The organism is Rhizobium sp. SRDI943, from assembly GCF_057653695.1.
Genome location: NZ_CM172787.1, coordinates 2,343,403 through 2,369,897 on the forward strand (window position 1 = coordinate 2,343,403; position 26,495 = coordinate 2,369,897).

Genomic DNA, 26,495 nt, shown 5'->3' on the forward strand with positions numbered 1-26,495 from the left:
GCCCTCTCCATGCCGCCTCGCGGAAATCTTGGCTCGGCCGGAAAATCAGCTTGCCTTGGGACGCCAGACGATATCGCCGGTCGTAAGCTTCTTCGGCAGGATGCCGAGCCCGTGGAACTCGTCGGCGAGCGCCTGCTGATAGGCGGCGGCGGCATCGGTGATGGTCGAGACGCTGCCGAGATCGGCGCCCTTTCGCGTCAAGGTCACGCGCGTCACGTCAACCGGCACGCCGGTGATCTCGGAAAGTTCCTTCACCGTCTCGTCGAGATTGCTCTGGGCCGACGTGCCGACCTTGGCAAGCTCATCGATCACGTCGACGACCACCTGCCCATTGGCATCGGTGAAATCGCGATTGGCGAGGAAGAAACTGTAGGAGTCGACGATGCCTTCGGCGGTCGTCAGGATACGTGTCTCCGGATCGGCTTCGGCAATCGCCAGATAGGGGTCCCAGATCGACCAGGCGTCGATGCTGCCATTCTTGAACGCGGCGGCGGCATCCGGCGGCGAAAGGTCGAGCTGCTCGACATCTTCGGGCTTCAAGCCCGCCTGGCGCAGAACCTTGACGGTTACGTTATGCGCGCTGGAGCCGCGCTTGAAGGCAACCTTTTTGCCCTTGAGGTCTTCAAGCGTCTTGATGGGCGAATCCTTGCGCACGAGAATGGCCGAGGCTGCCGGGCTGCCCTTGTAGAGACCGACATAATAGAGCTGCCCGCCGGCCGCCTGGGCAAAGAGCGGCGGCACATCGCCGGTCGCACCGAAATCGAGAGCGCCGGCGCCCAGCGCTTCGAGAAGCGGTGGACCGGAGGTGAACTCCGACCAGCTGACGGTAATGCCGCGATCGGCAAGCCGCTTCTCAAGCGCGCCGCGCCGCTTGGCGAGCGCCAGCACGCCATTCTTCTGCCAGCCGATGCGGAATTCGCTGGCGGCAGCGCGTGCCGGCCGGACAGCCGGCAGGATTGCCGCGGCCACAGCAGCTCCGAAAAGCCCGAGCGTTTGTCGACGTGAAATCATGACTTTTCCCCTTTTTGATGATGCCAAGCCAGTTTTCGGCTGGTCGACCTGTCAGTGATGAATGTCATGATGATGAAATCTATATTTTAGATCGACAATTTTATTTGCAACATTTGGCCTTTGCTGAAATTTTGCGGCCCGGAAATCGACCTCAAGCGGAATTTTTTTCACGCGTCCCTCACTCCCGACCTTCGGCGGCCAGGCGCTCACGGATGAAGGTGGGGCCGCCGGCAAGACGCTTCGCAAGCAGGCTTGCGGGATCGACCATGCGCCAATAGGGCGTAACCGTCGAAACCGGCTCGCCCTTCTCCAGCGCGCCGAATGACAACTCGGCGATCGCACGCAAATGCCGCTGCACGGTCACCGGACAACAGGCGTCCGCCCCGTATTGAGCGGCGAGGCGGCGGCGGAGAGTGCCGACTTCGGTGAGGACACCTTCCGGTGCCGATCGAATCTGCTCTACGACCATCTGCTGCGATGGAATAAGCATCGCCTGCATTCCGCTACGGCCTTTGCGCCGCGGCTTGATCGTCGGAATTTCGCTCATGTCACCCCCGGAACATAATGCCTTCCCTCCAATCTAGGGCTCGGCCGAACGGTAGCCAGCCTCATATGCGTCAATCGGAAGGAAGTCCGTATTCACGGGCTTTTCTGCTCCCGCCGTTTCGGTTAATCCTCGGCCTGCACTTGAGGAAAAGGATAGGACATATGGCAAAAGTCGCGTTCATCGGTCTCGGCGTCATGGGTTTCCCTATGGCGGGACATCTGAAGACGAAAGGCGGCCACGATGTCACCGTCTATAACCGCACGCCGGCAAAAGCCGCCGCCTGGGCCGCGAAATTTTCAGGCCACGCCGCCCCCACCCCGGCCGAGGCCGCCACTGGGGCCGATTTCGTCTTCGTCTGCGTCGGCAATGACGAAGATCTCCGCTCGGTGACATTAGGCGAGAACGGCGCTTTACACGGCATGAAGCCCGGTTCGGTGCTGATCGACAACACCACAGCCAGCGCTGAAGTCGCCCGCGAACTTTATGCCGCGGCAAAGGAAAAAGGTGTCGATTTCATCGACGCTCCCGTCTCCGGCGGCCAGGCCGGCGCCGAAAACGGTGTCCTGACCGTCATGTGCGGCGGCGACGAGGCCGTCTTCGAACGCGCCAGGCCTGTCATCGACGCCTATGCCCGCATGGTTGGCCTGATGGGGCCGGCAGGCTCGGGCCAGCTGACCAAGATGGTCAACCAGATCTGCATCGCCGGCCTCGTCCAGGGACTTGCCGAAGCGCTGCATTTCGGCAAGCGCGCCGGCCTGGATATTGAAAAGGTCGTCGAGGTGATTTCCAAGGGTGCGGCCGGTTCCTGGCAGATGGAAAACCGCCACAAGACCATGAACGCAGGCAAATATGACTTCGGCTTTGCGGTCGACTGGATGCGCAAGGATCTCGGCATCGTGCTCACCGAAGCCCGCCGCAATGGCGCCAAGCTACCGGTCACCGCCGTCGTCGACCAGTTCTACGGCGACGTGCAGGCAATGGGCGGCAATCGCTGGGACACATCCTCGCTGCTTGCCCGCCTCGAAAAATGATCGACCCCTCCTCCGATGCGGCCGAACTGATCGCGCATCTCGAAACCCTGCGTTCGGAGGAGAATGTCGCCGCCATGGCGCGCTTCGGCATCGTTACCGATCACGCCCTCGGTATCTCCAATCCCGATATCAGGGCGGTCGCCAGACTGGCGAAGAAGGATCACCTCAGGGCAATGCAGCTCTGGCGAAGCGATATCCGCGAAGCCCGCCTGCTTGCCCTCTACACAGCCGAGCCGAAGCGGTTGACGTCTGAAGAAGCCCGAAATTGGGCCGCTGATTTCAACTCCTGGGAGATCGTCGATTGCGCCGCCGATCTCTTCGTTGAAGCCCGGCTGGATGAACTCATCTCAGACTTCGCCGCCGACGAGCGTGAATTTATCAGGCGCACCGCCTTCGCCATGATTGCCGGTGCCGCGGTTCACTTGAAGAAGGAACCTGATGCGACCATCCTCGCTTGGTTGCCGCTGATCGAGGCCCATGCCGACGACCCGCGAAACTTCGTGCGCAAGGCCGTGAATTGGGCCCTGCGCAGTATCGGCAAGCGCAATCTCGCCTGCCATGCGCCGGCCCTGGCACTCGCAAGGATCCTGGCGGAAAGCCCTGATAAAACCGCCCACTGGATCGGCAAGGATGCCGCCAGGGAACTGGCCGACGAAAAGCTGTTGGCACGGTTGAGATGAGGCGGGATGCCGGCTCGAATAACTAGAGCCTTTCCGGGTTAGATTGAAGCATTCTGTTGGCTCAAACGGAGTCGGATGGTTGGCCGGCCGGCGCGCGTCGTAGCCAAGCTCTACGGCCAAGCCGGCCGGTCGATCAGCCGGCCCGTTTCAGCCAACCCGAAGGGCCGGGCATCTTTCCGCCAGGACAAAGGCGATCGGCTCGGACGTACCCTGGGGTATGCCCGTCGCCAATCGCCTTTGCCCTGACGAAAACCTGCTCCGGCAGAATGCTTCAATCTAACCCGGAAAGGCTCTAAATCAATGCTGCCTGGATTTTTCGACCAGGAAATCGATCAGGACCCGCACCGCCGGCGGCATGCCCTTCGCTGTCGTGAAGACGATGTAGAACTGGCTCTCCTCCGACTGCCATTCCGGCAGCACCCGCACCAGCTTGCCGGCCTGGAGATCGGCCTCGCAGGCACTTTCGAGCAAAAGCCCGAAGCCGAGGCCGGCACGGGCTGCGTCGAGGATGGCGGTCATACTGCGGCAGGTGAGCCGCGGCTGATGCCGAATCACCTGCTTGGCGTCATTCGGACCGACCAGTTCCCAGGTGTGGAACGACACCCATGACGTCATCGCCAGCGTCGGCAGGTCCGCGAGTTCGTCCACACAATGCAAGTTGCCGGTACGTTCGACGAGCGACGGACTTGCGACCAGGATACGCCTGATACGGTCGAGCTTACGCATCGTCAGGCTCGTCTGCGTCTCCGGCTCGTTGGTCGCCCTCACCTCGAGGTCGATCCGTTCGTTGATGAGATCGGCGCGCCGCTCGGAGCCGATGATCTGCAGCTTGATCTTCGGATAACGTTCCAGGAATTCGGGCAGGATCCCCCCGACCGATATGTCGACGAGACCGAGCGGGCAGCCCATACGCACCACACCTTGCGGGTCGGACTGAGCCTCGCTGACGATCGATTTGGCGCGATCGGCCTCCTGCAGGATGGTCTGGCATCTTTCGTAGAAAGCCTGGCCGATCTCAGTCACCCGGAAGTGGCGAGTCGAGCGTTCTATGAGCCTTGCGCCAAGCCCTTCCTCAAGCCGGCTGACCCGCCTGCTGAGCTTCGAACGTGGTATTTTTAGATCGCGACTTGCAGAAGCGAAACCGCCGCTGGAGACGACAGCGGCGAAATAATAGTAGTCGTTGAGATCGTCCATAAGAACAAGCTATCCGAGAGTAGGAATGAATGCCGGCCCCCAGCAAGGGTTGTATCCTCTCTCCCAAAAAGCTGTGATCACATTGTCGGCATTGGATTTTCTTTTCGCGACCTATTGCGGCAAAGCCAGCCGACGCCGCATAGGCAGACAGACCAACAGCCGTCCGCACGATAATTCTATCGGTGGATCCAGCTCGTTTGAAAGATTGAAAAACGGAGTGCCTCGAGAGGCGAGGCTGGCAGATGCCGACGTGCGATACGCAACGTACCTGTTGGGTTCACCTCAAAAGGCGATTCTGAAAAACGGCATTGAAGACGGCGCTTCAAAAACGCTGCAAGGACGGTCCGGCAGGGAAGACCGGACCCGTCCCCGTAGCTGATCGGAGGTCACTCGGATCAGAAACTGATTTAAGTGCTCCCGGTCCGAAGACCGGGAGCATCCACTAAGTGGATTAGAACGAACGCTGCAGACGGAAGTAGCCCGTCGTGGAGTCGTCACCATCATCCGGATCGAGGTACTGAACCGAAGCCTTGGCGTAGAAGTTGTCGACGATCTGGTAATCAACCGTCAGACCGACCTTCCAGGCATCGCCGAGACCGTCGAAGTCATCCGGAACGGCCTTGTCGCCGCCGAAGTAGTTGCCGTAGTACTGAACGGCCGGCGTGATCTTCAGCTTGTCAGTTGCCTTGATTGCGTATTCGGCAGCAACAGCCCATTCAGCCGAAGAGTAGTAGGAGTTCGGGCCGGAAGAGTATACGCCGGCGAGGCCGAGCGTACCGGGACCGATGTCAACCGTGCCCATTGCACGGACAGCACCGTCTTCGTTGTCGACGTCATAGCCACCGGTGATCTGGTAGCTGAACGCACCGGCAGTGCCACCAACGCCGAAGGCAACGCCAACGTTGTTGGCTTCTTCGTCGGCCTTGTAGACGCCGTCTTCCAGTTCGTCGACGCTGAGGCCAGCGTAGAAGGTGCCGCTTTCATACTGATAACGGATGGAGTTGTGCAGCGTTACAACCGAGCCGATGTCGTCGGTTTCGCCGGAGAGACCATCGTCCCACCAGCTGTAGAACAGACCGGCGCGGAAGCCCGCGACGTCGAGGTAAGCGGAGTCGAGAATGGCGTCCTGATCGGTGGCGTTGTCAGCATTGAACTGCATGACGATGACGCCGGTCAGCGGACCATACTCGGTGTCGCTCTTGGCCGTGAACTGAACCTGACCGCGGGTGACGGCATCCCAGTCCGAATCGCCGCCGACATCTTCGCCAACGTTAACCTGGAAACGGATGTAGCCTTCGATCTTGAGGCAGGTTTCGGTGCCCGGGATGTAGAAGTAGCCGGTGCCGTAAGCGTCGCAGACGCGAACATATTCAACCGGTTCCGGCTCAGCAGCAACAATAGCGTCAGCTGCAAGAACCGGCGTCGATGCAGCAAATGCTGCTGCTGATGCAAGCAAAACCATTCTGATGTTCATTTACCAATCCATTCCTTTGTCGATCGGGGCTGGCTTCAGATCGGGTAGTCGATTTGAAGCCGGCCCAGTTTGAACAGCCATCTCGGCGTGCGGATCGATCGAACCGCCAAACCGTCATCACATACAAGGACCTATCAAGCAATTCTCGATACACGCCAGGTGGGCTCCTTCGAGCAACTTTCCTCGGTGACGTGATTTTTATACAACAACTTCAAATATTTAGGCGAAAAACACGACAAACGGCTCCGCGACGGAAATCCTCCATCGCAAGCCGCAAAACGCTACACCCCATCTGTCAAATTCTCCACCGCTCGACCCCCGTCGAACATACTGGTGAAGCGCATAAACTCTACCGCCGGCTAACAAGCACAAACAAGGCAGCGGTTTAGAACATGGTGTTCTGAATTCGATACCAATGAGACGAAATTATGACATATCGCCCCGTGGTTTCATCAACCATAACCCCGGAATCCTTACCAGGCTATTCACTTTTCCAGGAATTTGGGTCGATTTGAGCGTTTTTTTGCTATTTTTGAGGCTTTTTTGCAATCGCCGACCGCACTGGCCAAAACTTGGTTTTGCGGAACCGGCATTCCCGCTTGCGGCCAGAACACACCCAATAGGTATATCCCCGGTCAGACTCACGCGTGGTCCCAGTCTTCGGATTTGGCATTATCGCGTGCGGTCATGACCGCACGCTTGACCTCAATCCTCGTTGGATTTGGCATTGTCGAGAATCATGTAGTCGAGCGGCAGCTGCGTCGAATACTTGATCTGCTCCATCGCAAAGGCGGAGGAAACGTCGCGAATCTCAATCTTGGCGATCATCCGCTTATAAAAAGCGTCATAGGCGGCAATATCAGGCACGACGACTCGCAGGAGATAATCGACATCGCCGCTCATCCGGTAGAATTCGACCACTTCGGGGAATTCGGCGACCACCTCGGAAAAGCGGCGCAGCCATTCAATCGAATGGGTGGCGGTGCGAATCGACACGAAGACGGTGACCTTGGTGTTGACCTTCTCCGGATCAAGGATGGCGACTCGGCGCTTGATGACGCCGTCTTCTTCCATTTTCTGGATGCGCCGCCAGCATGGCGTCGTCGAAAGCCCCACTTTCTTGGCGAGATCGGCAACGGCAAGCGTCGAATCTTCTTGCAGAAGACGCAGTATTTTTCGGTCGAGGCGGTCCATGCGCACAACAGTCCTTTCGAATTATTTTCTTTGTATAACTCGATTCCGTGCAACTAAAAGAATTTTGTTTCAGGAAAGCAGCATTTTCGTCCGTTCCTGCAAGACCGGGAGCAATTCTTCCTCGAACCAAGGATTGCGCTTCAGCCAGCCGCTGTTGCGCCAGCTCGGGTGCGGCAGCGGCAGCACCGCCGGCGATCGGTTGGACAGAAAACAGTCACGCCATGCCCGCACCGTCTCGGTCATATTGTCCCGCCTTTCACCGGCCATATGCCAGGCCTGCGCATATTGGCCGATGACCAGCACCAGTTCGATCTGCGGCATGGCCGAGATCACCCTTTGCCGCCAGAACGGCGCGCATTCACGCCGCGGCGGCAGATCCGCGCCCTTGTCGTCGTAGCCGGGAAAGCAGAAGCCCATCGGCACGATAGCGAATCGGTCGCGGTCGTAGAAGCTTGCCCTGTCAACACCGAGCCATGATCGCAGGCGGTCTCCCGATGCATCGTCGAACGGCAGGCCGCTCTCATGCACCCGAAGCCCGGGCGCCTGCCCGGCGATCAGGATGCGCGCGTTCGATGAGATCACCACCACTGGCCGCGGCTCGTGCGGCAGCCGGTGTTCGAGGCCTTTTCCCGGTGCGTCTCGACAGATGCGACAGGAGCCGATCTCCTGCCGCAGCATCTCCAGCATGGCTTCGTCGCTCATGACTTTACTCCCATCCGACAGCCTGCCCGATAAAGCGCAGGACGCCGTCGAAACCGGAACTCTGGCGCGCATGGTCGCGCACATCGCGTGGCCGCTCGAAAGTCCCGGCCCAGAGGCCCGCCTTCTGGCCCTTTGCCTCGGCCTCCTCTTTGCCATAATCGCCATAAGAAATGGCCATGCCCCGGCGCACCATGGCGGCATTGATGTCGCCGCCCGCCCCGCTCCGGCAGACGACGAGCAGCCTGTCGTAGCGGTCGCGCCGGCTGCCCTGACAAACAGTTCCCGATGCCAGCACCATATCCTGCAGCGCCTCGCGCGCCGCGCGCCCGCAGGCCCAGGCCTTCCCCGCCCGCTCGCAGCTTTGGTTGAGCTCCGGCGCATCGATGCCTTCGAGGCGCAACCGTTCGCCTCCCAACGCCAGACTGTCACCGTCGGCAGCATGAAAGGCGCCGGCATGCTCGATTTTTGCTGCATCGTTGAGCTTGGCGGCGATCAGCGCCACGAGCACCAGCAGGGCAAAAGCGGTCACGCCGTCGCGAATCAGGCGCAGACCCCGTGTCACGCTTTCGCCTCCTTAAAAAACAAATCCTTGGCAAAGATGGCAAACATCTTCTTAAGAATTGTCGGTTAAGCTCTTATCCACCCTGGGATGAAGTTTCAACGTGCACATGAGTACCGGCGTAAGCACATCGACCGACAAGATCATCGTCGACAGGTCGCGCAGCCACCGCAACAAGGCCGTTTCCAAGGCCGTGCGGCAGACGCGCGAACGTCTTCAGTCCGGTCATGCGTCAAATTCCTCCTTCGATCGTGACGTGCTCAACATGTATGTGGCATCGGTGCTGCAGAGCGCGTCGCTCATGCCGCTCTTCGTCGTCATCATCACCGCGCTTGGCGTCTATTTCACCCAGAACACCCAATTGCTCTTCTGGGCGCTGCTGACGCTCACCTGTCATACCGGCAATATCCTGCTGGCGCGCCGCGCCCGCCGGCAGGAAATCACCTCCGAGAACGCCCGCAAATGGCGCCGCCTGCTGCTCTCCGGCCAGTTCCTGCTCGGCTGCTGCTGGGCCGTCTTCGCGCTGCAGGGCTGCGACACCTGCGAGCCATCGAGTTTCATTCTCTATAAGGGCGCGACGCTGCTGATCGCGCTCTCCGTCACGGCGATGTCGAACTTCATGCTGACGCCTGCCGTGCTCGCCGCCTTCTCACCGGCGGTCCTGGCGCTCGCCGCCAAGAGCGGCCTGTCGCGCGACCTGCTCGAAATCAGCCTGACGGTGGCCTTCACCACCACTCTTGTCTTCTTCAATTATATCAGCGACCGGCTCTTCAAGTCGAACCTCAGGATTCTCTCATATCAGTCGGAGAAGGACGACCTGATCGCAGAGCTGGAAGTGGCGAAATCGATGTCGGACGAGGCTCGCCGCCGCGCCGAAGAGGCGAACCTCGCCAAGTCGCGCTTCCTTGCCTCCATGTCGCACGAGCTTCGAACGCCTCTCAACGCCATCCTCGGCTTTTCCGAGGTGATGTCGGCCGAAGTCATGGGGCCGCTCGCCAATCCGACCTACAAGGAATATGCCGGCGATATCCACCGCTCCGGCCAGCATCTGCTCGATCTCATCAACGAGATCCTCGACCTGTCGCGCATCGAGGCCGGCAAATACGAGCTGAGCGAGGAGGCGATTTCGCTTCTCGATATCACCGAAGATTGCATCGGCATGGTCCAGCTGCGCGCCCGCGCCAAGAACATTGCCATTTCGGACCAGTTCGAGCGGCAGCTGCCGGCCATCTGGGCCGACGAGAAGTCGATGCGCCAGGTGGTGCTCAACCTTCTCTCCAATGCGGTCAAGTTCACGCCGCAGGGCGGCGAGATCCACGTTAAGGTCGGCTGGACAGCTGGCGGCGGCCAGTACATCTCGATCAAGGACAACGGCCCCGGCATTCCGGAAGAAGAGATTCCCGTCGTCCTGTCGGCCTTTGGCCAGGGCTCGATCGCCATCAAGAGCGCCGAACAGGGTACCGGCCTCGGCCTGCCGATCGTCCAGGCGATCCTTGCCAAACATGACGGACAGTTCCTGCTGAAATCGAAACTGCGCGAGGGCACCGAGGTCATCGCCATCCTGCCCGCCAAGCGTGTGCTCCAGAGCCTGCCGGCCGTCGAGGAGGCTCACGCCGTTGCGCGCAAGCGCAAGAGTTTTGCCTGAATCAGCTAAAGAACAGCTGCTTTCCGAGGACGAAGCCGAGATAGAGGCAGCAGGCGGCAATCATGCAGGTTACCGCGAAGGAGCCGAGATCCTTGGCATGTTTGCCGACAATCGAAATCTCCGGCGAAATCCGGTCGATCACCTCTTCAACGGCCGTATTCATCGCCTCCATCGAAAAGAGCCCGAGAAACAGAAGCACCGCGACGACGATCTCGCCCGCAGTGGCTCCCACCAGCGCCAGCGCCGCGATCGAAGCGATGAAAAAACCGAGTTCCTGACGGAAGGCCGCCTCTTTCAGCACCCGCAGAAAGCCTGCCCAGGAATAGCTGGCGGCGGCGATGAAATGCCGAAGTCCGGTCTCTTTCGTCACCGCAGGCTTCATCAAGATGCCCTTCCTCTTCCTGTTGCATCAAACCGGGGAGCCTCCCCATCAATGAGCGAATACGCAAATACCGAATCCATTTGGGCGGCGCAAGCGAACGCGCGCGGATCGACGGCGCCCACTGCGGCCTTAATGCTTATTCGACACACCCGCCTGGGCGAAGGTCGCCATGCCGGAATGACAGGCGGCGGCCGCCTTGACGATACCGGCGGCAAGTGCGGCACCGGTGCCTTCGCCGAGCCGCATGCCAAGCGCCAGAAGCGGCGTCTTGCCGAGCATCTCGATTGCGCGAAGATGTCCGGGCTCGCCGGAGACATGGCCGATCAGGCAATGATCGAGCGCGGACGGATTGGCGGCCTTCAGGATCGCCGCCGCGGCGGTCGCGACATAACCGTCGATCAGCACCGGGATGCGCTCCATGCGGGCCGCAAGAATGGCGCCGGCCATCGCAGCGATCTCGCGGCCGCCGAGCCGGCGCATGATCTCCAGCGGATCGTCGAGATGGTCGCCATGCAGCGCCACCGCCTTTTCCACTGCCGCGATCTTGCGCTCCAGCATCTCGCCTTCCGAACCGGTGCCGGGTCCCACCCAGTCGCGCGCCGAACCGCCGTAAAGCGCATAGTTGATCGCCGCCGCAATCGTCGTATTGCCGATGCCCATCTCGCCGATGCAGAGCAGGTCGGTGCCGCCGGCGATCGCCTCCATGCCGAAGGCCATGGTCGCGGCGCAATCGCGCTCGGAAAGTGCTGCCTCCTCGGTGATGTCGCCGGTGGGATAATCGAGCGCCAGATCGAAGACTTTCAATCCGAGATCATAGGCGACACAGATCTGGTTGATCGCCGCACCGCCGGCTGCAAAGTTCTCGACCATCTGTTGCGTCACCGTTGGCGGAAAAGGTGTGATCCCCTGCCTGGTGACGCCGTGATTGCCGGCAAAGATCGCCACCAGCGGCCGGTTGACGGCAGGTGTGCGGCCCGTCCAAGCGGCAAGCCAGAAGGCGATCTCTTCGAGCCGTCCGAGCGCACCCGGCGGCTTGGTCAGCTGCGCGTCACGTTCGCGCGCCGCCACCAGCGCGCGGGCGTCCGGCCCCGGCAGGTCGCGGAGCAGGGTACGGAAATCGTCGAACGGCAGGCCTGAAACGCTCATCTGTGCGGTTTTCCTATAAATCCGGGTATTCTTGTTTTTTCCCCGCAAATCAGCTTCTTTGCGGATGGAAACTCTCTTAAAGCGGGCGGACGAGGCGAACAACTCCAAAAGCGCAGCCGAGACCATAAGCCGAGACCTCCGGCAGAACGAAACAGAATGAAGATCAAGGACTATGCGGTCGATACCGCCCGCGCCGTCGCCTTCCTCAGCCGCATTCCCATGCGGCAATCGCTGTTCAAAGGTTATGACGGCAGGCTCGGTCCGCTGGTGCGCTCCTTTCCCTTTGCCGGCATCGTCATCGGCTTCATCCCCGCACTCGCCCTCTTCCTCCTTTTGGGGCTGCGCGCCGATCCGCTGATGGCAGCCCTGATCGCGCTTTCCGTCCAGGTCCTCGTCACCGGCGCGCTGCACGAGGACGGTCTGGCCGATACGGCCGACGGCATCGGCGGCGGCAAGAGCCGCGAACAGAGCCTGCTCATCATGAAGGATAGCCGGATCGGCACCTATGGCGCGATAGCCCTGATCCTCTCCTTCGCGATCCGCGCAGCCGCACTTGCCGCCATCGCCCGCCATTCCTCGCCGCTCACTGCTGCCCTCGCCATTCCCGCCGTCGCGGCTCTCAGCCGTGGCGCCATCGCCTGGCACTGGCAGCGGTTGGCACCGGCAAAGGCCGATGGCGTGGCCGCCTCGACCGGCCAGCCGGACGAGGCGGCGATGCAGTTTGCGCTCGCCTCGGCCGGCCTCGTCGCAGCGCTTCTGATCTGGCCGGCATTCGGCCTGCGGCCGCTGGTCGCAAGCCTGCTCGCCACCGGCATCGCAGGGTTTGCCTTCACCGCCTTCATCCGCCGCAAGCTTGCCGGCCACACCGGCGATACGCTGGGCGCGACGCAGCAAATTTGCGAGATCGCCACTCTTTGCGCCCTTGCCACGGCCCTTTGAAACTCCGATATATCGCTCATGCAAACACCCTGCATTCACGTCTGCTCGCTGGAACCCGCCACCGGATTTTGCGCCGGATGCGGCCGGACTCTTCAGGAAATCGGCAGCTGGATGAGTTATTCCGACACCGAGCGAAGACGGATCATGGCGCTGCTGCCGGCAAGGCTCGCAGGCGCCGCCACGCCGTCGAACCGTATGAAAACGAGCCTCGCCGGTGGGCCGGAGCGGCCTTTATGATCCGTTTGACCGTCTTCCTCGTCGTGATCGGCATCGGCCTTGCCGTGCTGATTGTCAACAATGACAGCAGCCGCATCCTTGGTCTGCAGAGCGATGACTTCGGCCGCGTCGTCTATCTGCTGCCGATCGCGCTGATGTTGTCGGCCGGCATCTGGGCGAGCCGGCGCAGCATCGGCGAAACGATGCGCCAGATGATGATCTGGCTGGTCATCATCCTGGCGCTCGTGACCGTCTACCTCTATCGCCAGGAAGCGCTCGGCGTCGGCAACAGGCTGCTCGCCGGCCTCGTTCCCGGCCGCGCCGTCGTCGTCACCACAAGCGAGGGCGGCCAGGAGATCATCCTGCACAAGCTGCTGAACGGCCATTTCCAAGCCGATGTCGCAGTCAACGGCCAGACGATCGAGATGCTTGTCGATACCGGCGCCAGCATGGTGGCGCTGTCGCGCGAAGATGCCGAACGCATCGGCATCGACCTCTCCCGCCTCACCTATTCCATGACGGTCATGACCGCCAACGGCCGCGGCCGCGCAGCACCCGTCACGCTCGACCAGGTAGCGATCGGCCCGATCGTCCGCAACAATGTCGCAGCCAGCGTCTCCGAGGATGGCCGGCTCGACCAGAGCCTGCTCGGTATGAGCTTCCTGGAAACGCTGGGCTCGCTGCAGATGCAGACCGACGAACTCCGCATGCGCAACTAATTGCGGCTCCACCGCTTTACGGCGACGAGCGGATCTGGCAGCTTGAGCGCAAGAACAACAAGACGACAAAGAACAATAAGAAACTCCTGCCGCATAATTCCTTAAATCGGAATCGATTTAAGGAATTATGCAACAATTCAAAGTGCTACAGCGTCCTTTGCGCGTCTGAAAAGACGCGCGGCGCTGTAGTCTGGTGGCACCGCATGTTCGACCGGCCTTCGCCCGCGGCGAGGCCTTGACCCATGGGTGCGACAGGAGCTTCGCAATGAATTCACTCTGGCCGATCGTCATCGGCGGCGCTCTGCCGGCCCTGTTCTGGGGCATTACCGCCATCTTCCAGAAGCAGAGCGCCACATCAGCCACCGGCTCCGCTGTCTACCTGATCGCCTTCGGCGCCGCCTGTGCGTTGGCTGGGCTAATTGCCGCCCTGATTTGGCGCCCTGCCCCCTGGACCGCCGAAGGTCTCGGCTTTGCCGCCACCGCAGGCGCCTGCTTTGCCGTCGGCACCGGCCTGATCAGCTTTGCGCTTTTCACTTACGGTGTTCCCGTCTCGAAACTCGCGCCGATCTGGAGCTGCAACGTACTGGTGACGCTGGCGATCGGCGCCGTCTTTCTCGGCGAAGCCTCCGAGCTCGACGTAATGAAGCTCGTCGCCGGCACCCTCCTCATCATCTCGGGCGCCCTTCTCGTCAGCAGCGCTTGACGGGGACTGGTGCGCCGCCACATGCTCCTGCGTTGCAGCGCCTTCTGCTTTGTTGATATCCTGCGTCCAGGCGCCTCTGCGCGCCGTACCGGAGCTCGACATGAACCCACGACAATTGAAGACATTCCTTGCGGTGATCCGGCACGAAAATCTCACGCGCGCCGCTGCCGAGGTCAATCTCGCTCAGTCAAGCCTCAGCGACCAGATACAGGCGCTGGAAGAGGAACTGGGCGCAGAACTCTTCCTCCGCTCCCGGCAGGGCGTCGTCCCGACAGCGGCAGGTTCGGTCCTCAAGGCTTACGCCGAAGAGATACTGGCGCTGAACGACGAAGCGAATGCCGCCGTCAGCGCCGCAGCCGGCAGTGCGGAGCAGTCCGTCACCTTGGGCACGCTCGAAACCATCGCCGCCGAAAGACTGGCGCCGTGGCTGTCACTCTTTCGCAAGAAGAACCCAGACGTCGGCCTCAAGCTCAAGGTCGGCGGCAGCGGCGAATTACTTGCGCAATTGCAGCACGGCTCGATCGACGTCGCCTTCACCTTCGATCGCGGGCAGCAGGATGAGCGCTTCCTGACGCGCCGCATCTGCAGCGAACCGCTGGTGCTGATTGGCGGTCGCGATTCGCAAGCTCGGCTACCTGCAAGCCTCGCGGCACTGAGCACCGCCCCCTTCGTCGCCACCGAAACCGGCTGCGTCTACCGTCACCTGTTCGACACTGCCTTTGCCGAAGCGCAGATTGCAGCACCATCAATCGTCACCGAAGCCGGCAGCATCGCGACGATCATCCGGCTCGTCGCATCCGGCACCGGTTATGGCCTCGTACCGCGCCTTGCGGTCGGCCCGGCCGCAACACGGGGCGACGTCGTCGAACTGCCATGGCCGGGCAATCCACCTGCCGCTTCACTGGTGATGATGTGGCGGCGCAGGCGCGTGCAGCCGCCGGCGCTTACCCTCTTGCTGCAATCGGCAAGCGAAGAACTCTCGCCGCTCAGACCAGCCGATGCCCGCCTTCGACATGCAGGATAGTGCCTGTCGTGAAGCCGTTGCCGATCAGGAAGCGGATCGCATCGGCAATATCATCGGGCCGTCCAACGCGTCCGGCCGGCAGGCGCTGTGCCATCGCATCAAGCGTTGCCTGCTTGGCCTCGCCGGCGACGAAGCTCCAGATCGGCGTGTCCACCCATCCGGGCGACACCGCGTTGATCCGGATCGGCGCCAGTTCAACAGCAAGCGCCCTGACCATGCCTTCGAGCGCCGCATTGACGGCTGCGACCACCGATCCACGCGCCGCCGGCCGGTAGGCCGCGACACCTGACGTATAGGTGATCGATCCTGACGGCGGCAAATGGGCGGCACCATATTTTGCCAGCAGCAGCGGCCCGTAGATTTTGCTTTCGACCACCCTTTGCGCCGCCGCAAGCTCGATCGAAGGCAGCAACTGATAGGCGCCTTCGATATCGGCCGCCGTGCTGACGATGTGATCGACCGGCCCACTATTGCGGAACAGCGCCGCGACCTCTTCCTCGCGCGATATATCGACGGCAACCGTCGCCAATCCAGGATGCTCGCCGAGATCGCGGCGAGCCGCCATGAGCTTACCTTCGCTGCGTCCTGCGATCGTCACCGCCGCCCCTTCCCCGAGCAACCGCGCCGCAAGCGCCAGCCCCATTCCGGAACTGCCGCCAACAATAATGATCCTCGCGCCTTCGATCCTGATATCCGTCATCTGCCATCTCCTTCTCGGCTGATGCAGCAGATGCCTCGGATCAGAGCGAAAGAAAAACGGAAGAAACCGATGGCGTCATCGGGTTTTCCGATGGCGCGTGTTCGGGTGATTGATCAGTTCCGCAGCCGGTAGTCGGTCTTGAAGATCCAGGCGAGCGTTCCCAGGCAGATCACCAGGAACACCGTGATCATCGCCAGGCTGATCGCCGGGTTGACGTCGGCGATCCCGTAAAAACTCCAGCGGAAGCCGCTGAAGATAGGGCACCGGGTTGAAGTGGCTGGCGGCACGACTCGGCGAAGCCTCCGAGCTCGACATAATGAAGCTCGTCGCCGGCACCCTCCTCATCATCTCGGGCGCCCTTCTCGTCAGCAGCGCCTGACGGAAAACTGGCGCAATGCGCTCAGTACGAGATGAGGACTTCACCGATCCTCGGGCGTTGCCTTGCAACCAGCAGAGTCGTGACACCAGAGTCAGCCTCACCGGACAAAATATCGACGGTAGCACGCCGACCGAAGAACTCGATCCGTGATCGCAAATTCCGGAAGGAACAAGAATTGGGTGAGCAATAGATGCTCAATTCACCATGCGCCTCTGAGCCCGAAAACACTGTAATTGCAAGATTAATGCCGAGATCGTCATGCTTGGCGAGACTGCATGTGTCGTCGGGAAGGCATGACACCTCGGCAGAGAAAGGCTCCTTTCCCTCGACCACCACAGCAAAGGTAACCTTGACGGGATGGGCGGCCTCCTGCGATGGGCCTTGCTGCGGTGCTAGGTAATAGATGGATGCGATTGCGAGGCATCCAAGCACATTGCTGCTGACCATCAGATTGCCCCATGACCGATGACCTCTTGCTGAGCAATCTTTCATGTTGAAATTGCGGCACTTCCTGAGGGCCGGATCAGTTGCGCAGCCGGTAACCGGTCTTGAAGATCCAGGCGAGTGTTCCCAGGCAGATCACCAGAAACATCGTGATCATCGCCAGGCTGATCGCCGGATTGACATCGGCGATCCCGTAAAAACTCCAGCGGAAGCCGCTGACGAGATAGAGCACCGGGTTGAGGTGGCTGACCGCCTGCCAGAAGGGCGGCAGCATGCTGACCGAATAGAAGCTGCCGCCGAGAAAGGTCAGCGGCGGCACGACCAGCATGGGAATGAGGTTCAGCTGTTCGAAATTGCCGGCCCAGATGCCGATCATGAAGCCGAACAGGCTGAAGGTAATCGCCGTCAGCAGGAAGAACAGGATCATCATGAAGGGATGCTCGATCCTGACGTCGACGAAGAGATTGGCAGTCAGGAGAATGATGAAGCCGATCAGCATCCCCTTGGTCGCCGCCGCCCCGACATAACCGAGCAGGATCTCCGTCATCGCCACCGGCGCGGAAAGTACCTCGTAGATCGTGCCGGTGAATTTCGGGAAATAGATGCCGAAGGAGCCATTGCTGATGCACTGGCCAAGCAGCGTCAGCATGATCAGGCCGGGCGTGATGAAGGCGCCGTAGGACACGCCCTCTACCTCCTGAATGCGTGATCCCACAGCGGCGCCGAAGACGATGAAATAGAGCGAGGTCGAGATCACGGGCGAGATGACGCTCTGCAGCAGCGTGCGGCGCGTGCGCGCCATCTCAAAGAAATAGATCGATTTGACGGCCTCGATGTTCATTTTTCCGCTCCCACCAGCGCCACGAAGATGTCCTCGAGCGAGCTTTGCCGCGTCGAGAGATCCTTGAAATGGATATTGTTCTCACCGAGCCGGGTCAGCAGGGCCGCGATGCTTTCCTGTTCGTTGCCAGCGTCGAAATCATAAGTCAGCCGGTTGCCGTCTGCTTCCAGCGTCAGCCCATTGCCGGCAAAACAATCCGGCAGGCGGCTGAGCGGTTCGGTGAGATCGAGGATGAGTTGCTTGCGGCCGAGCTTGGCCATCAGCGCCGCCTTGTCCTCGACGAGCAGCAACTTGCCGCCATTGATGACGCCGACACGGTCAGCGATTTCCTCGGCCTCTTCGATATAGTGGGTAGTCAGAATGATGGTGACGCCGGAGGCCCGAAGCTCTTCAACGACATGCCACATGTCCTTGCGCAACGTCACGTCGACGCCGGCGGTCGGCTCGTCGAGGAAAAGAATTTCCGGCTCATGGGAAAGCGCCTTGGCGATCAGCACCCGCCGCTTCATGCCGCCGGAGAGCTGGCGCAGCATATTGTCCTTCTTGTCCCACAACGAGAGCGCGCGCAGCACCTTCTCGATATGGGCAGGATTGGCCTTCTTGCCGTGCAGTCCACGCGAAAAGCTCACCGTATTGAACACCGTCTCGAACTGATCGGTGGTCAGCTCCTGCGGCACCAGCCCGATCATCCCGCGGGTGGCGCGGAAATCCTTCACGACGTCGTGGCCAGCAACCAGCACCCGGCCGCGGCTCGGATTGGCGATGCCGCAGATGATCGAGATCAGCGTCGTCTTGCCCGCACCGTTCGGCCCGAGCAGCGCCAGGATCTCGCCCTTCTCAACGTCGAGATTGATGCCTTTCAGGGCCTCGAACCCATTGCCGTAGGTCTTGGTGAGGTTCTGAACGGAAATGATGGGGGTCATGCAGGACTCTTGTGGATTCTCGAGGTCTTTCGGCCCGCTATATAGTTCCTTCATGACGCTTTGACATCCTTGGGAACGTGAACACTGCATTCGCTCCAGGCCAACACACAGTTGGCCTGCTGGCGCAAGCGGCCCTCTGGCGCAGGCGAAGTAGCCGGCATCGGGTCTTTGCGATACGAAGGCAGCTCGCCGGTGAAAGAAAGGCGGCAGTCGGTTTCAGATGTCATCATCCGGTGATGTTCGTGCCCGATAAGAGGGCCGAGGCCAGCACCGGCATCCGCCCCGCCGCCCACCCTTTGCGGAGCCGTCCGGGTGTTCTCCATGCGCCCATTTTTCGCTGTCTCGGCATGTAGTCAAAGTTATTGTTCAGTCACGAAATGCTTGGAACCGGCCAGTATCCCCTGTCCAGCCGCGTTCCGTCTTAGCCGGCCCTGCGCCGGCTTTCTTTTTATGTGCCTCTTCTCCGCCCCTCGCTCTTTCCATGATCCACTGTGGATGAAAGCGACTAAGGGTGCACCCTTCACAACTCATCGTAATTGAACCAGTCAAAATCCGCGGCCTTCGCCCGGCCCGACGTATCGAAGGCAAACACGCCGGCGAAAGCGCCGGTGAAGGAGCCGTGTTCGCCGCGGCCGCCTTCGTCGGAAATCACGCCGGCGTCGAGGACCGGGCCGATCGGCTGCCAGGCGCCCTTGCCTTCGGTCTGCCAGAAGAATTGCAGGTCGTTCTCGCGGATTTCCATGGCAAGCTGGACGCGGCCATCGGCGGCAATCGAAACCCCGCTGTCGGCGGGAAAGCTCAGCCGGCCGTTCGGGTAGTCGCCGTTGCAGGAGAGGATCGTCACGCAGCGGCCGAGTGTTTCGTGCAACGTCACCGCGACGGCGTGGAATTTGTGGCGGTTGTAGTAATGCGTCAGCCCCGCAACCTGCTGATAGGTGTCGGGCGAGAAGTCGATCACGGTCTCGGCGCGGAAACTGTGATGCTCCTGGCGGCGGGCAACCAGCGACTGTTCGAACCAGGAGCCGATGCTTTCGCGCGCAATCAGGCGCAGATGGCCGGGACGATCCGTCAGGTTGAAGATGCGCGCGGGCTCTGGCGTGCGCAGCCATTGGAAATCGGCGGGCAACGTGCCGCCATCGAAGCTGTATTCGCTGCGCATCGGCTTTTCCACCGGCGCCGCGCCAAAGAGGCCTGGCACATCGACATCGGGCACCGAGGTGCCGTTTTCAAGATAGAGCCAGTCATCGTCGCGCCAGACGCATTTCTGCAAGGATGTCTCGCGCCCCAGCGTGCAACGTCGTTTCGGCGGTAGCGGCCGGCCGCAAAGATGGGTGTGATAGGCCTCGCCCTCCGGCGTTTCGACATATTGGCCATGACCTGCCCGCTGTAATACCGCGCCTGGATGATCCTTGGAGGTGATGAGATGCATGTTCGGATGCATCTCATAGGGCCCGTCGATATTACGCGACCGCGCCATGGTGACGGCATGGTCGTAGCCGGTGCCGCCCTCGGCGGTGGTCAGATAGTACCAGCCATTGCGCTTGAAGAGATGCGGGCCTTCGACGAGGCCGAGCGGGCTGCCGGCGAAGATGTTCTTGATCGGCCCCTTCAGCGCCTTTGCCACCGGATCCCATTCCTGCAGCAGGATGCCGTCGAAGGCCGGCGATTTCGGCGAGCCGCCATAGCTTTCGGTGCGGTGGTTCCACTGCATGTTGACGAACCACTTGCGGCCGTCATCGTCGTGGAAGAGCGAGGGATCGAAGCCGGAGGAATTCACATAGACCGGCTCGGACCAATCGGCCTCGATCGTAGGTGCCGTGACGATGTAGTTCGGCGCATCCTTGAAATTGCCGTCGTAGCGCTTGACGTCGGTATAGACCAGCCAGAACTGCCCGTCGGCATAGGACAGGCACGGCGCCCAGATGCCGCAGCTATCGGGATTGCCGCGCATGTCGAGCTGCGATCTGCGCTCCAGCGGCCGGCGCACCAGCGTCCAGTTCACCAAGTCGCGCGAATGGTGGATCTGCACGCCGGGATACCATTCGAAGGTCGAGGTGGCGATGTAATAATCCGCGCCGACGCGGCAGATCGACGGATCGGGATTGAACCCGGGCAGGATGGGATTGCGGATCATGACAGGGTCTCCTCCGACCGGCGGTGCTTTGCTGTACGTACATCAGATTATAGCAGAAAAAGGCCCGGAAGACTTGCCTCCGGGCCTGAGATGACTATTCGCGTTCGGCGGACTTGGCCCAGAGGTTGATGTCGGCCTCGCGGGCATAGACGTCGATCTCAGCCAGTTCCTCGACGGTGAATTCGAGATTGTCGAGCGCCTTGACGCAATCGACGATCTGCGACGAGCGGCTGGCGCCGATCAGAGCCGAGGTCACACGGCCGCCGCGCAGTACCCAGGCGATCGCCATCTGCGCCAGCGTCTGGCCGCGCCTTTCGGCGATCTCGTTGAGCTTGCGGATATTGTCGATAATTGAAGGGCGGATGTAGTCGCGCTTGAGAAAGTGGTTCTGCGCCGCTCGGCTGTCTTCGGGAATGCCGCCGAGATATTTCGTCGTCAGCATGCCTTGGGCGAGTGGCGAGAAGACGATCGAGCCCATGCCGACCTCATCCAGCGTATCGAGCAGCCTGTCGTCCTCGACCCAGCGGTTGAGCATCGAATAGCTCGGCTGGTGGATCAGGCACGGCGTGCCGAGATCCTTCAGGATCTTTGCAGCTTCGCGCGAGCGCTGCGAATTATAGGAGGAAATGCCGACATAGAGTGCCCGGCCGGAACGGACGATATGGTCGAGCGCGCTACAGGTCTCTTCCAATGGCGTTTCCGGGTCGAAGCGGTGCGAATAGAAGATGTCGACATAGTCGAGGCCCATGCGCTTCAGGCTCTGGTCGCAGGAGGCGATCAGATACTTGCGGCTGCCCCATTCGCCGTAAGGGCCGGGCCACATGTCGTAGCCGGCCTTGGAGGAGATGATCAGCTCGTCGCGAAGCCCGACAAATTCGGTGCGCATGATTTCGCCGAAGGCGGTCTCGGCGCTGCCGGGAGGCGGGCCGTAATTGTTGGCGAGGTCGAAATGGGTGATGCCGAGGTCGAAGGCCGTGCGGCACATGTCGATTTTGCGGTCATGCGGCGTGTCGCCGCCGAAATTGTGCCAAAGGCCGAGCGAGACCGCCGGCAGCTTCAGGCCGGAACGGCCCGTGCGGTTATATTTCATTTTCGAATAGCGGTCTGCGGCTGGTTGCCAGCTCATCTGAATGTCTCCTTGATAAAATAGCTATATGGTCGTCATGCGACATTATCGGCCCAAGAGATTGCCGACACCTGCCTCTCATCCGGCTGCCGCCACCTTTGCCTGGGTCGAGCCACGTGTCCCGACCCGCCCTTCGGACCCCCGTAAACGGGGCGAAGGGACATGCCGCGCCGTCTTCCTCAACCTCGACGCTGCGTTTGGCACGTCCCCTCTCCCCGTTTTTTTTACGGGGAGAGGGTTAGGGTGAGGGGCAGCCATCGGCGCGAACCGCACAGCCGTGGGACAGGCCCGAGGTTGACGAAACTATTGTAACAAGCGCGCCGATACGGCAAGCCCAAGGCGCGCGTGCTCTCTACTTCAGAAGCGCCTGCGCTTCTTCGATGCCGAGAGCCGCCGGCTGCGTGCAGGTCGTGGTCAGGTCGATGAACCGGCCCTCCTCGCCCGATTTCAGGATCGAGGTCATGACGTCGACGCCGTGCAGCGTGCGGTCGAGCGAGCAGCGCGCGTCGCGTCCCTCGATCAGCGACATCGCCATGTCGGCAAGGCCGGCGGTGCGGTAGTTGGCGCGCGATCCGTTCGGGCTTTCCTGGTTGATCTTGCCGAACGGATGCTCCCAGGCATCGAGCGGCTTGATGTCCTTGTCGCGGCCGCTTGCCTCAACGGTGCCGCCGAAGAAGTTCGGGTCCGGCACGTAGAGCGAGCCGTCGGTGCCGTAGAGCTCCATATTGGCATGCCGATGCGACCACACGTCCCAACTCGCCGTCAGCGTCACGGTGGCGCCGTTGACGAATTCGAGCAGCGCCTGGATCGTCGTCGGCGTCTTGACCGGGATGATCTCGCCGTTGCGCGGCTGGCTGGTGATGGTGCGGGTGGGCGACGCCATCGAGGTCATGCCGCCGACACGTTTGACCGGGCCGATCAGGTTGATCAGGTTGGCGATGTAATAAGGGCCGAGATCGAGGATCGGGCCGCCGCCCGGCAGAAAGAAAAAGTCCGGGTTCGGATGCCACATTTCCATACCAGGGCTCATCACGTAACAGGCGCCCGAGGTCACCCGGCCGATGCCGCCGTCATCGATGAACTTGCGGGCGAGCTGATGGGCGCCGCCGAGGAAAGTGTCGGGCGCGCAGCCGACGGCAAGGTTCTTTTCTTTGGCAATGCAGCGAAGCTCCTCGCCCTCTTCCACTGAGAGCACCAGCGGCTTTTCGGAATAGACGTGTTTTCCGGCCTCGAGGATCGCCTTCGATACCCGGAAATGCGCATCCGGGATCGTCAGATTGACGACGACGTCGATCTCGTCATTGACGAGAAGCTCGTCGATCGTCTGCGCTTTGACGCCATATTCCTTGGCGCGCGCCTCGGCCGCCTGCGCGTTGATATCGGCGCAAGCCAGCACCTTAAGCCCCTTGAAGAGCGGTGCCAGCGAGAAGTAGGTGGTGGAGATGTTGCCGCATCCGATGATGCCGACGCCAAGTTCCCTGGTCATGATGAAGCCTCAGTAGGTCTGGAAGGATGCGATCGAGCGGCTGATATTGCGGTCGATGTCATTCGGGTTATCGTGTTCGACGACGTAGTGCTTGGCCTTGGTGGCGCGCAACGCTGTCATCAGCCTGGCCCACTCGACCTTGCCGTGACCGACATCAGCCCATCCGCTCTCATCCGTCGCTTCGCCGGCCGGTGCGATGTCCTTGACATGCACGGCGGTGATGCGCGGTCCGAGCTTCTCGATCCAGGCGAAGGGATCGGCGCCGCCGCGGATGACCCAGGCGATATCGGCTTCCCAGGAAATGTCGGGCGCGCCTTCGAAGATGTGCTCGATCGGCCGCGAGCCGTCCTGCAGCTTGAAGAATTCGAAATCATGATTGTGCCAGCCGAATTCGTAGCCGGCAGCCTTGTAAGGCTTGCTGATTTCCTGCAGGCGCTTGCCGAAGGCGGCCCAGCCGGCAGCGTCGGATGGCCGTTCCTCGGCCGCCAGATGCGGCGCATAGATCGAATCCATGCCGAGGATCTTGGCAATGTTCAGCGACTTCTGAACTTCCTTCTCCAGGAAATCGGGGCTGAAATGGCCGCTCGCCATGACCAGGCCATTCTTGTCGAGTTCAGCACGAAGGCTCTTCAGCCCGGCATCGTCGAGATCGGCATAGATACCGCCGAAGCCCTCGACTTCGGCATAACCTGATTTGCCGAGCTTTTCGAAGATCGCCGAATAGGGCTGGAAGTTGCGGGCGCTATAGAGCTGGTAGCTGAGTTTCGTCATCATGTTCTCCTTGGGCCTCGTGCCCATTCTTGCAAGATCAATCCGCCGACTGGCAGGAATACAGGTCGTAGAACCGGAACTCCGGAAGCGCGCCACGATCAAGCGGCCGTGCCGGGGTAAAGGTGATGCGGCGGCTCTCGCCGGCCGCAAGATCGAAGGCGTTGTCGGAATATTTGCCGTCGGTCTCGGTTTCGATCATCACGAAAAGCGCAAGTCCCCTAGCGGTGACGTTTATGTCGACGGAGCCATTCTCCTCGACATAGTCGTGGGTGACTGTCAGCCCCGCAGGTTCCAGCTCCAGCGCCTTGTAGGTACCGTTGACATGGTGCCCCTCGCCGCCTGTGCCGTTCGACGCGGTGAAACGCCAGGCAAGCAACGTTCCCTCGGGAATATCGGAAACGTTGATGCTCGTGGCAGTGACGGCCGCATCCGGCGAACATATGGCCTGTACGTCTCTCAGGTGTCGGCGCTCGCCCTTCGTCGTCAGCAGCGAGATCGAAAGGTCGACACTGACATCGGCAAGCGTGTCGTTGACGAGCGAGAAGCGGATCGTCTTTCCGTCGTCGGAAGGAATGGCAGCGACCGCGACCGGCTGGAAGAAGCGCTTGACGAGGTAGTGCATCGCCTTCCAGCGGCCGCCATAGTCGAGGCTCGACCAGGAGGCGACCGGCCAGGTGTCGTTGAGCTGCCAGTAGATCGTGCCCATGCAATGGGGTTTGAGCGACCGCCAGTATTCCACCGCCGTCTTGATCGCCAGCCCCTGCTGGATCTGGGAGAGATAGACGAAGTTCGGAAAATCCTTGGGGAAGCGGAAATAACGGAACATCGTGCCGGCGATGCGCTCGTTGCCGCCGGCATTCTTCTGGTGCAGCTCCATGACCGGGGAAGCGATGTTCATGTCTTTCGCCTCGGCATAGGTCTTGATCACAGGCAGCGACGTATAGGACTGGAAGCCGAATTCCGAGCAGAAGCGTGGACGCACCGAGCGGTAGTTGTCGAACGACTTGTTCTCGTGCCAGACCGACCAGTAATGCATGTCGCCGGATCCGTCCGCATGCCAGGCATCGCCGAAATCGAGATAACCGGAAGCCGGGCTCGAAGGCCACCAGAGCGCGCCGGGCAGCGCCTTTTTCACTGCCTGCTCGATCGTGCGGTTGAGGCGATCATAGGAGACGAGATAGCGGTCGCGGTCTTTACGGGATTCCTCGAACCAGGTCAGTGCTCCGACCAGCTCATTGTCGCCGCACCAGAGCACGATCGACGGATGCGAGGAGAGCCGGCGCACCTGGAAATCCACCTCGATCGTCACATTGTCGAGAAAGTCCTCGGTCGAGGGATAAAGGTTGCAGGCGAACATGAAGTCCTGCCAGACCATAAGGCCCAGCCGGTCGCAGAGATCATAGAAATGATCCTGCTCATAGAAGCCGCCGCCCCAGACGCGGATCATGTTCATGTTGGCGGCTTTGGCCGATTGCAGCAGGTCTTCGGTCTTCTCGGGCGAAGACAGCGAAAACAGCGCGTCGGCCGGTATCCAGTTGGCGCCGCGGCAGAAGATCTCGCGGCCATTGACCTCGAAGGCGAAGCGACTGCCTGATGCATCCGGCGTGGTGATCAGCTCGATGGTGCGAAGACCGATCTGCTTGGTCACCTCATCAGTCGGCAATTCGACGGAAAGCCTGTAGAGCGCCTGCTCGCCACTGCCGGAGGGCCACCAGAGGCGCGGATTGTCGATATGGAAGAGGTGGTTGACATGCGTCTCGCCGTTGACGCCGACATCCAGGCGCACCCGCTCGCCGTCGAGGTCGAAATAGACCTGGGCAATGTCTGGCCCCTTTGAAAACAGCGTTGCCGTCACTTTGAGGTCCACCGAGCCGTCGTTATTGTGGGTCTGGCGGGTGACCACATGTTCGATGCGCGCGGTTTCGAGCTTCTTCAGCGCGATCGTCCCGTAGAGGCCGAGCGGGGCAATGGCAATGTTCCAGTCCCAGCCGAAATGGCATTGCGGCTTGCGCAGCATGTTGCCGTCGGGGATCGGCGAGTTGCCCGTGCTGTAGGGGATGTAGAAGGGCTGCTGCTTCTGTCGCGCAGCGCCGACAGCGACGTTGGAGGCGAAGACGATGCGGATGCTGTTGTCGCCTGATTTCAGCATGCTGGAAACGTCAGGACGATAGCGGCGGAAGCTGTTGTCGGCTTCGAGCGCCAGAAAACCGTTGACGTGGACGCTGGCAACCGTGTCGAGATAATCGATATCGAGATACCAGTCGCCTTCGACCTCAGGAAGCGTGAAGCTGCGCTCGACCGCCCATTCGCGCTCGGCGACCCACTGCACCTTTTCCTCGTTGCGGCCGAAATAGGGATCGGGGATCAGGCTTGCGCGGTGGAGCGCGGTGTGCACGTCGCCCGGCAAGATGATCGCAGTTCGGATCTCGCCATCCACGGAGGCAAGCTGCCACGAACCGGAAAGGTCGATGTTGAAACCGTTCTTCGGCAAGGATGTCATAGTCGTATCCCGATCGGGCCGCTCC

At 61.0% G+C, this 26,495-nt stretch carries 27 protein-coding genes and 1 pseudogene; 9 read left to right on the top strand and 19 right to left on the bottom strand.

The features are described from left to right. Positions 1-45 precede the first annotated feature (45 nt). On the bottom strand, positions 46-1,011 hold the full coding sequence (locus AC245Y_RS12110; RefSeq protein ID WP_017994331.1) for an aliphatic sulfonate ABC transporter substrate-binding protein: 966 nt from the start codon (positions 1,009-1,011) through the stop codon (positions 46-48). Between the two features lie 178 nt (positions 1,012-1,189). Next, positions 1,190-1,558: a hypothetical protein gene (locus tag AC245Y_RS12115; RefSeq protein WP_003540380.1), complete on the bottom strand. Its 369-nt coding sequence runs from the start codon at positions 1,556-1,558 to the stop codon at positions 1,190-1,192. A 161-nt stretch (positions 1,559-1,719) separates the two neighbouring features. On the opposite strand from AC245Y_RS12115, the gene AC245Y_RS12120 reads away from it, so the two are divergent. Continuing rightward, entirely contained in the window at positions 1,720-2,589 is an 870-nt protein-coding gene (locus tag AC245Y_RS12120; protein ID WP_017994332.1) for an NAD(P)-dependent oxidoreductase, read from the top strand. Beyond that, positions 2,586-3,269 (top strand): DNA alkylation repair protein, encoded by a 684-nt coding sequence (locus AC245Y_RS12125; RefSeq protein ID WP_017994333.1) that lies wholly within the window; start codon positions 2,586-2,588, stop codon positions 3,267-3,269. Before AC245Y_RS12120 ends, AC245Y_RS12125 begins: the two co-directional genes overlap by 4 nt. 297 nt (positions 3,270-3,566) lie before the next feature. Here AC245Y_RS12125 and AC245Y_RS12130 read toward each other — a convergent pair whose 3' ends face one another. Then, complete coding sequence (locus AC245Y_RS12130) at positions 3,567-4,463, bottom strand: LysR substrate-binding domain-containing protein (protein WP_017994334.1); 897 nt, start codon at positions 4,461-4,463, stop codon at positions 3,567-3,569. 25 nt (positions 4,464-4,488) lie between these two features. Between AC245Y_RS12130 and AC245Y_RS12135 the strand changes: the two genes are divergently transcribed. After that, positions 4,489-4,842 carry a hypothetical protein gene (locus AC245Y_RS12135; RefSeq protein WP_128408013.1) on the top strand — a complete coding sequence of 118 codons (354 nt, stop codon included), beginning with the start codon at positions 4,489-4,491 and terminating at the stop codon, positions 4,840-4,842. 72 nt (positions 4,843-4,914) lie between these two features. Here the strand turns inward: AC245Y_RS12135 and AC245Y_RS12140 are convergent, their stop codons facing one another. The 4 genes from AC245Y_RS12140 to AC245Y_RS12155 form a co-directional block, all read right to left on the bottom strand. Continuing rightward, positions 4,915-5,937 (bottom strand): porin, encoded by a 1,023-nt coding sequence (locus AC245Y_RS12140; protein WP_012757785.1) that lies wholly within the window; start codon positions 5,935-5,937, stop codon positions 4,915-4,917. Positions 5,938-6,642: 705 nt separating this feature from the next. Then, positions 6,643-7,131, bottom strand: a complete 489-nt coding sequence (locus tag AC245Y_RS12145; RefSeq protein WP_003540387.1) for an Lrp/AsnC family transcriptional regulator — start codon at positions 7,129-7,131, stop codon at positions 6,643-6,645. A 69-nt stretch (positions 7,132-7,200) separates the two neighbouring features. Next, positions 7,201-7,833, bottom strand: a complete 633-nt coding sequence (locus AC245Y_RS12150; protein WP_012757786.1) for a uracil-DNA glycosylase family protein — start codon at positions 7,831-7,833, stop codon at positions 7,201-7,203. Positions 7,834-7,837: 4 nt separating this feature from the next. Then, complete coding sequence (locus AC245Y_RS12155) at positions 7,838-8,395, bottom strand: thermonuclease family protein (protein ID WP_012757787.1); 558 nt, start codon at positions 8,393-8,395, stop codon at positions 7,838-7,840. 106 nt (positions 8,396-8,501) lie between these two features. Between AC245Y_RS12155 and AC245Y_RS12160 the strand changes: the two genes are divergently transcribed. Further along, positions 8,502-10,037, top strand: coding sequence for a sensor histidine kinase (locus AC245Y_RS12160; RefSeq protein WP_012757788.1), 1,536 nt, complete (start codon positions 8,502-8,504; stop codon positions 10,035-10,037). Between the two features lies 1 nt (position 10,038). Here the strand turns inward: AC245Y_RS12160 and AC245Y_RS12165 are convergent, their stop codons facing one another. Next, the gene (locus tag AC245Y_RS12165; RefSeq protein WP_017994335.1) at positions 10,039-10,422 is read right to left on the bottom strand and encodes a diacylglycerol kinase; all 384 of its coding nucleotides are present in this window, start codon (positions 10,420-10,422) and stop codon (positions 10,039-10,041) included. Positions 10,423-10,548: 126 nt separating this feature from the next. Further along, positions 10,549-11,565, bottom strand: coding sequence for a nicotinate-nucleotide--dimethylbenzimidazole phosphoribosyltransferase (gene cobT / locus AC245Y_RS12170; protein ID WP_017994336.1), 1,017 nt, complete (start codon positions 11,563-11,565; stop codon positions 10,549-10,551). A gap of 156 nt (positions 11,566-11,721) precedes the next feature. On the opposite strand from cobT, the gene AC245Y_RS12175 reads away from it, so the two are divergent. From AC245Y_RS12175 to AC245Y_RS12195, 5 genes are all read left to right on the top strand, one after another. Then, on the top strand, positions 11,722-12,504 hold the full coding sequence (locus AC245Y_RS12175; protein ID WP_012757791.1) for an adenosylcobinamide-GDP ribazoletransferase: 783 nt from the start codon (positions 11,722-11,724) through the stop codon (positions 12,502-12,504). An 18-nt stretch (positions 12,505-12,522) separates the two neighbouring features. Then, the gene (locus AC245Y_RS12180; protein WP_017994337.1) at positions 12,523-12,741 is read left to right on the top strand and encodes a DUF1289 domain-containing protein; all 219 of its coding nucleotides are present in this window, start codon (positions 12,523-12,525) and stop codon (positions 12,739-12,741) included. Beyond that, positions 12,738-13,439 (top strand): TIGR02281 family clan AA aspartic protease, encoded by a 702-nt coding sequence (locus AC245Y_RS12185; RefSeq protein ID WP_017994338.1) that lies wholly within the window; start codon positions 12,738-12,740, stop codon positions 13,437-13,439. The genes AC245Y_RS12180 and AC245Y_RS12185 overlap by 4 nt, the downstream gene beginning before the upstream one ends. A gap of 265 nt (positions 13,440-13,704) precedes the next feature. Continuing rightward, a complete protein-coding gene (locus AC245Y_RS12190) occupies positions 13,705-14,142 on the top strand; it encodes an EamA family transporter (RefSeq protein WP_012757794.1) in 438 nt (145 codons plus the stop codon). Between the two features lie 100 nt (positions 14,143-14,242). Continuing rightward, entirely contained in the window at positions 14,243-15,166 is a 924-nt protein-coding gene (locus tag AC245Y_RS12195) for a LysR family transcriptional regulator (RefSeq protein ID WP_012757795.1), read from the top strand. Here AC245Y_RS12195 and AC245Y_RS12200 read toward each other — a convergent pair. From AC245Y_RS12200 to AC245Y_RS12245, 10 genes and pseudogenes are all read right to left on the bottom strand, one after another. After that, positions 15,129-15,866, bottom strand: a complete 738-nt coding sequence (locus AC245Y_RS12200) for an SDR family oxidoreductase (protein ID WP_017994339.1) — start codon at positions 15,864-15,866, stop codon at positions 15,129-15,131. The genes AC245Y_RS12195 and AC245Y_RS12200 overlap by 38 nt on opposite strands. A 113-nt stretch (positions 15,867-15,979) precedes the next feature. After that, a pseudogene (locus tag AC245Y_RS12205) lies at positions 15,980-16,154 on the bottom strand (ABC transporter permease); the annotation flags it as partial. 112 nt (positions 16,155-16,266) lie between these two features. Then, positions 16,267-16,692, bottom strand: a complete 426-nt coding sequence (locus tag AC245Y_RS12210) for a hypothetical protein (protein ID WP_017994341.1) — start codon at positions 16,690-16,692, stop codon at positions 16,267-16,269. A 76-nt stretch (positions 16,693-16,768) separates the two neighbouring features. Continuing rightward, positions 16,769-17,530 (bottom strand): ABC transporter permease, encoded by a 762-nt coding sequence (locus tag AC245Y_RS12215; protein ID WP_012757797.1) that lies wholly within the window; start codon positions 17,528-17,530, stop codon positions 16,769-16,771. After that, complete coding sequence (locus tag AC245Y_RS12220; protein ID WP_017994342.1) at positions 17,527-18,453, bottom strand: ABC transporter ATP-binding protein; 927 nt, start codon at positions 18,451-18,453, stop codon at positions 17,527-17,529. Before AC245Y_RS12220 ends, AC245Y_RS12215 begins: the two co-directional genes overlap by 4 nt. Positions 18,454-18,973: 520 nt before the next feature. Next, positions 18,974-20,587 carry a glycoside hydrolase family 43 protein gene (locus AC245Y_RS12225; RefSeq protein WP_017994343.1) on the bottom strand — a complete coding sequence of 538 codons (1,614 nt, stop codon included), beginning with the start codon at positions 20,585-20,587 and terminating at the stop codon, positions 18,974-18,976. Between the two features lie 94 nt (positions 20,588-20,681). Next, positions 20,682-21,713, bottom strand: coding sequence for an L-glyceraldehyde 3-phosphate reductase (gene mgrA / locus AC245Y_RS12230; RefSeq protein ID WP_012757801.1), 1,032 nt, complete (start codon positions 21,711-21,713; stop codon positions 20,682-20,684). Positions 21,714-22,065: 352 nt separating this feature from the next. Beyond that, a complete protein-coding gene (locus AC245Y_RS12235; protein ID WP_017994344.1) occupies positions 22,066-23,199 on the bottom strand; it encodes a Gfo/Idh/MocA family protein in 1,134 nt (377 codons plus the stop codon). Positions 23,200-23,208: 9 nt separating this feature from the next. Then, the gene (locus AC245Y_RS12240) at positions 23,209-23,970 is read right to left on the bottom strand and encodes a sugar phosphate isomerase/epimerase family protein (protein WP_017994345.1); all 762 of its coding nucleotides are present in this window, start codon (positions 23,968-23,970) and stop codon (positions 23,209-23,211) included. A 37-nt stretch (positions 23,971-24,007) separates the two neighbouring features. Beyond that, the gene (locus AC245Y_RS12245; RefSeq protein WP_017994346.1) at positions 24,008-26,470 is read right to left on the bottom strand and encodes a beta-mannosidase; all 2,463 of its coding nucleotides are present in this window, start codon (positions 26,468-26,470) and stop codon (positions 24,008-24,010) included. Positions 26,471-26,495: the final 25 nt, after the last annotated feature.

Bases quoted from the DNA above. Each gene is read 5' to 3' on its own strand.
- AC245Y_RS12110 (WP_017994331.1), bottom strand. From the start codon at position 1,011: ATGATTTCACGTCGACAAACGCTCGGGCTTTTCGGAGCTGCTGTGGCC.
- AC245Y_RS12115 (WP_003540380.1), bottom strand. From the start codon at position 1,558: ATGAGCGAAATTCCGACGATCAAGCCGCGGCGCAAAGGCCGTAGCGGA.
- AC245Y_RS12120 (WP_017994332.1), top strand. From the start codon at position 1,720: ATGGCAAAAGTCGCGTTCATCGGTCTCGGCGTCATGGGTTTCCCTATG.
- AC245Y_RS12125 (WP_017994333.1), top strand. From the start codon at position 2,586: ATGATCGACCCCTCCTCCGATGCGGCCGAACTGATCGCGCATCTCGAA.
- AC245Y_RS12130 (WP_017994334.1), bottom strand. From the start codon at position 4,463: ATGGACGATCTCAACGACTACTATTATTTCGCCGCTGTCGTCTCCAGC.
- AC245Y_RS12135 (WP_128408013.1), top strand. From the start codon at position 4,489: ATGAATGCCGGCCCCCAGCAAGGGTTGTATCCTCTCTCCCAAAAAGCT.
- AC245Y_RS12140 (WP_012757785.1), bottom strand. From the start codon at position 5,937: ATGAACATCAGAATGGTTTTGCTTGCATCAGCAGCAGCATTTGCTGCA.
- AC245Y_RS12145 (WP_003540387.1), bottom strand. From the start codon at position 7,131: ATGGACCGCCTCGACCGAAAAATACTGCGTCTTCTGCAAGAAGATTCG.
- AC245Y_RS12150 (WP_012757786.1), bottom strand. From the start codon at position 7,833: ATGAGCGACGAAGCCATGCTGGAGATGCTGCGGCAGGAGATCGGCTCC.
- AC245Y_RS12160 (WP_012757788.1), top strand. From the start codon at position 8,502: ATGAGTACCGGCGTAAGCACATCGACCGACAAGATCATCGTCGACAGG.
- cobT (WP_017994336.1), bottom strand. From the start codon at position 11,565: ATGAGCGTTTCAGGCCTGCCGTTCGACGATTTCCGTACCCTGCTCCGC.
- AC245Y_RS12175 (WP_012757791.1), top strand. From the start codon at position 11,722: ATGAAGATCAAGGACTATGCGGTCGATACCGCCCGCGCCGTCGCCTTC.
- AC245Y_RS12180 (WP_017994337.1), top strand. From the start codon at position 12,523: ATGCAAACACCCTGCATTCACGTCTGCTCGCTGGAACCCGCCACCGGA.
- AC245Y_RS12185 (WP_017994338.1), top strand. From the start codon at position 12,738: ATGATCCGTTTGACCGTCTTCCTCGTCGTGATCGGCATCGGCCTTGCC.
- AC245Y_RS12190 (WP_012757794.1), top strand. From the start codon at position 13,705: ATGAATTCACTCTGGCCGATCGTCATCGGCGGCGCTCTGCCGGCCCTG.
- AC245Y_RS12195 (WP_012757795.1), top strand. From the start codon at position 14,243: ATGAACCCACGACAATTGAAGACATTCCTTGCGGTGATCCGGCACGAA.
- AC245Y_RS12200 (WP_017994339.1), bottom strand. From the start codon at position 15,866: ATGACGGATATCAGGATCGAAGGCGCGAGGATCATTATTGTTGGCGGC.
- AC245Y_RS12210 (WP_017994341.1), bottom strand. From the start codon at position 16,692: ATGGTCAGCAGCAATGTGCTTGGATGCCTCGCAATCGCATCCATCTAT.
- AC245Y_RS12215 (WP_012757797.1), bottom strand. From the start codon at position 17,530: ATGAACATCGAGGCCGTCAAATCGATCTATTTCTTTGAGATGGCGCGC.
- AC245Y_RS12220 (WP_017994342.1), bottom strand. From the start codon at position 18,453: ATGACCCCCATCATTTCCGTTCAGAACCTCACCAAGACCTACGGCAAT.
- AC245Y_RS12225 (WP_017994343.1), bottom strand. From the start codon at position 20,587: ATGATCCGCAATCCCATCCTGCCCGGGTTCAATCCCGATCCGTCGATC.
- mgrA (WP_012757801.1), bottom strand. From the start codon at position 21,713: ATGAGCTGGCAACCAGCCGCAGACCGCTATTCGAAAATGAAATATAAC.
- AC245Y_RS12235 (WP_017994344.1), bottom strand. From the start codon at position 23,199: ATGACCAGGGAACTTGGCGTCGGCATCATCGGATGCGGCAACATCTCC.
- AC245Y_RS12240 (WP_017994345.1), bottom strand. From the start codon at position 23,970: ATGACGAAACTCAGCTACCAGCTCTATAGCGCCCGCAACTTCCAGCCC.
- AC245Y_RS12245 (WP_017994346.1), bottom strand. From the start codon at position 26,470: ATGACATCCTTGCCGAAGAACGGTTTCAACATCGACCTTTCCGGTTCG.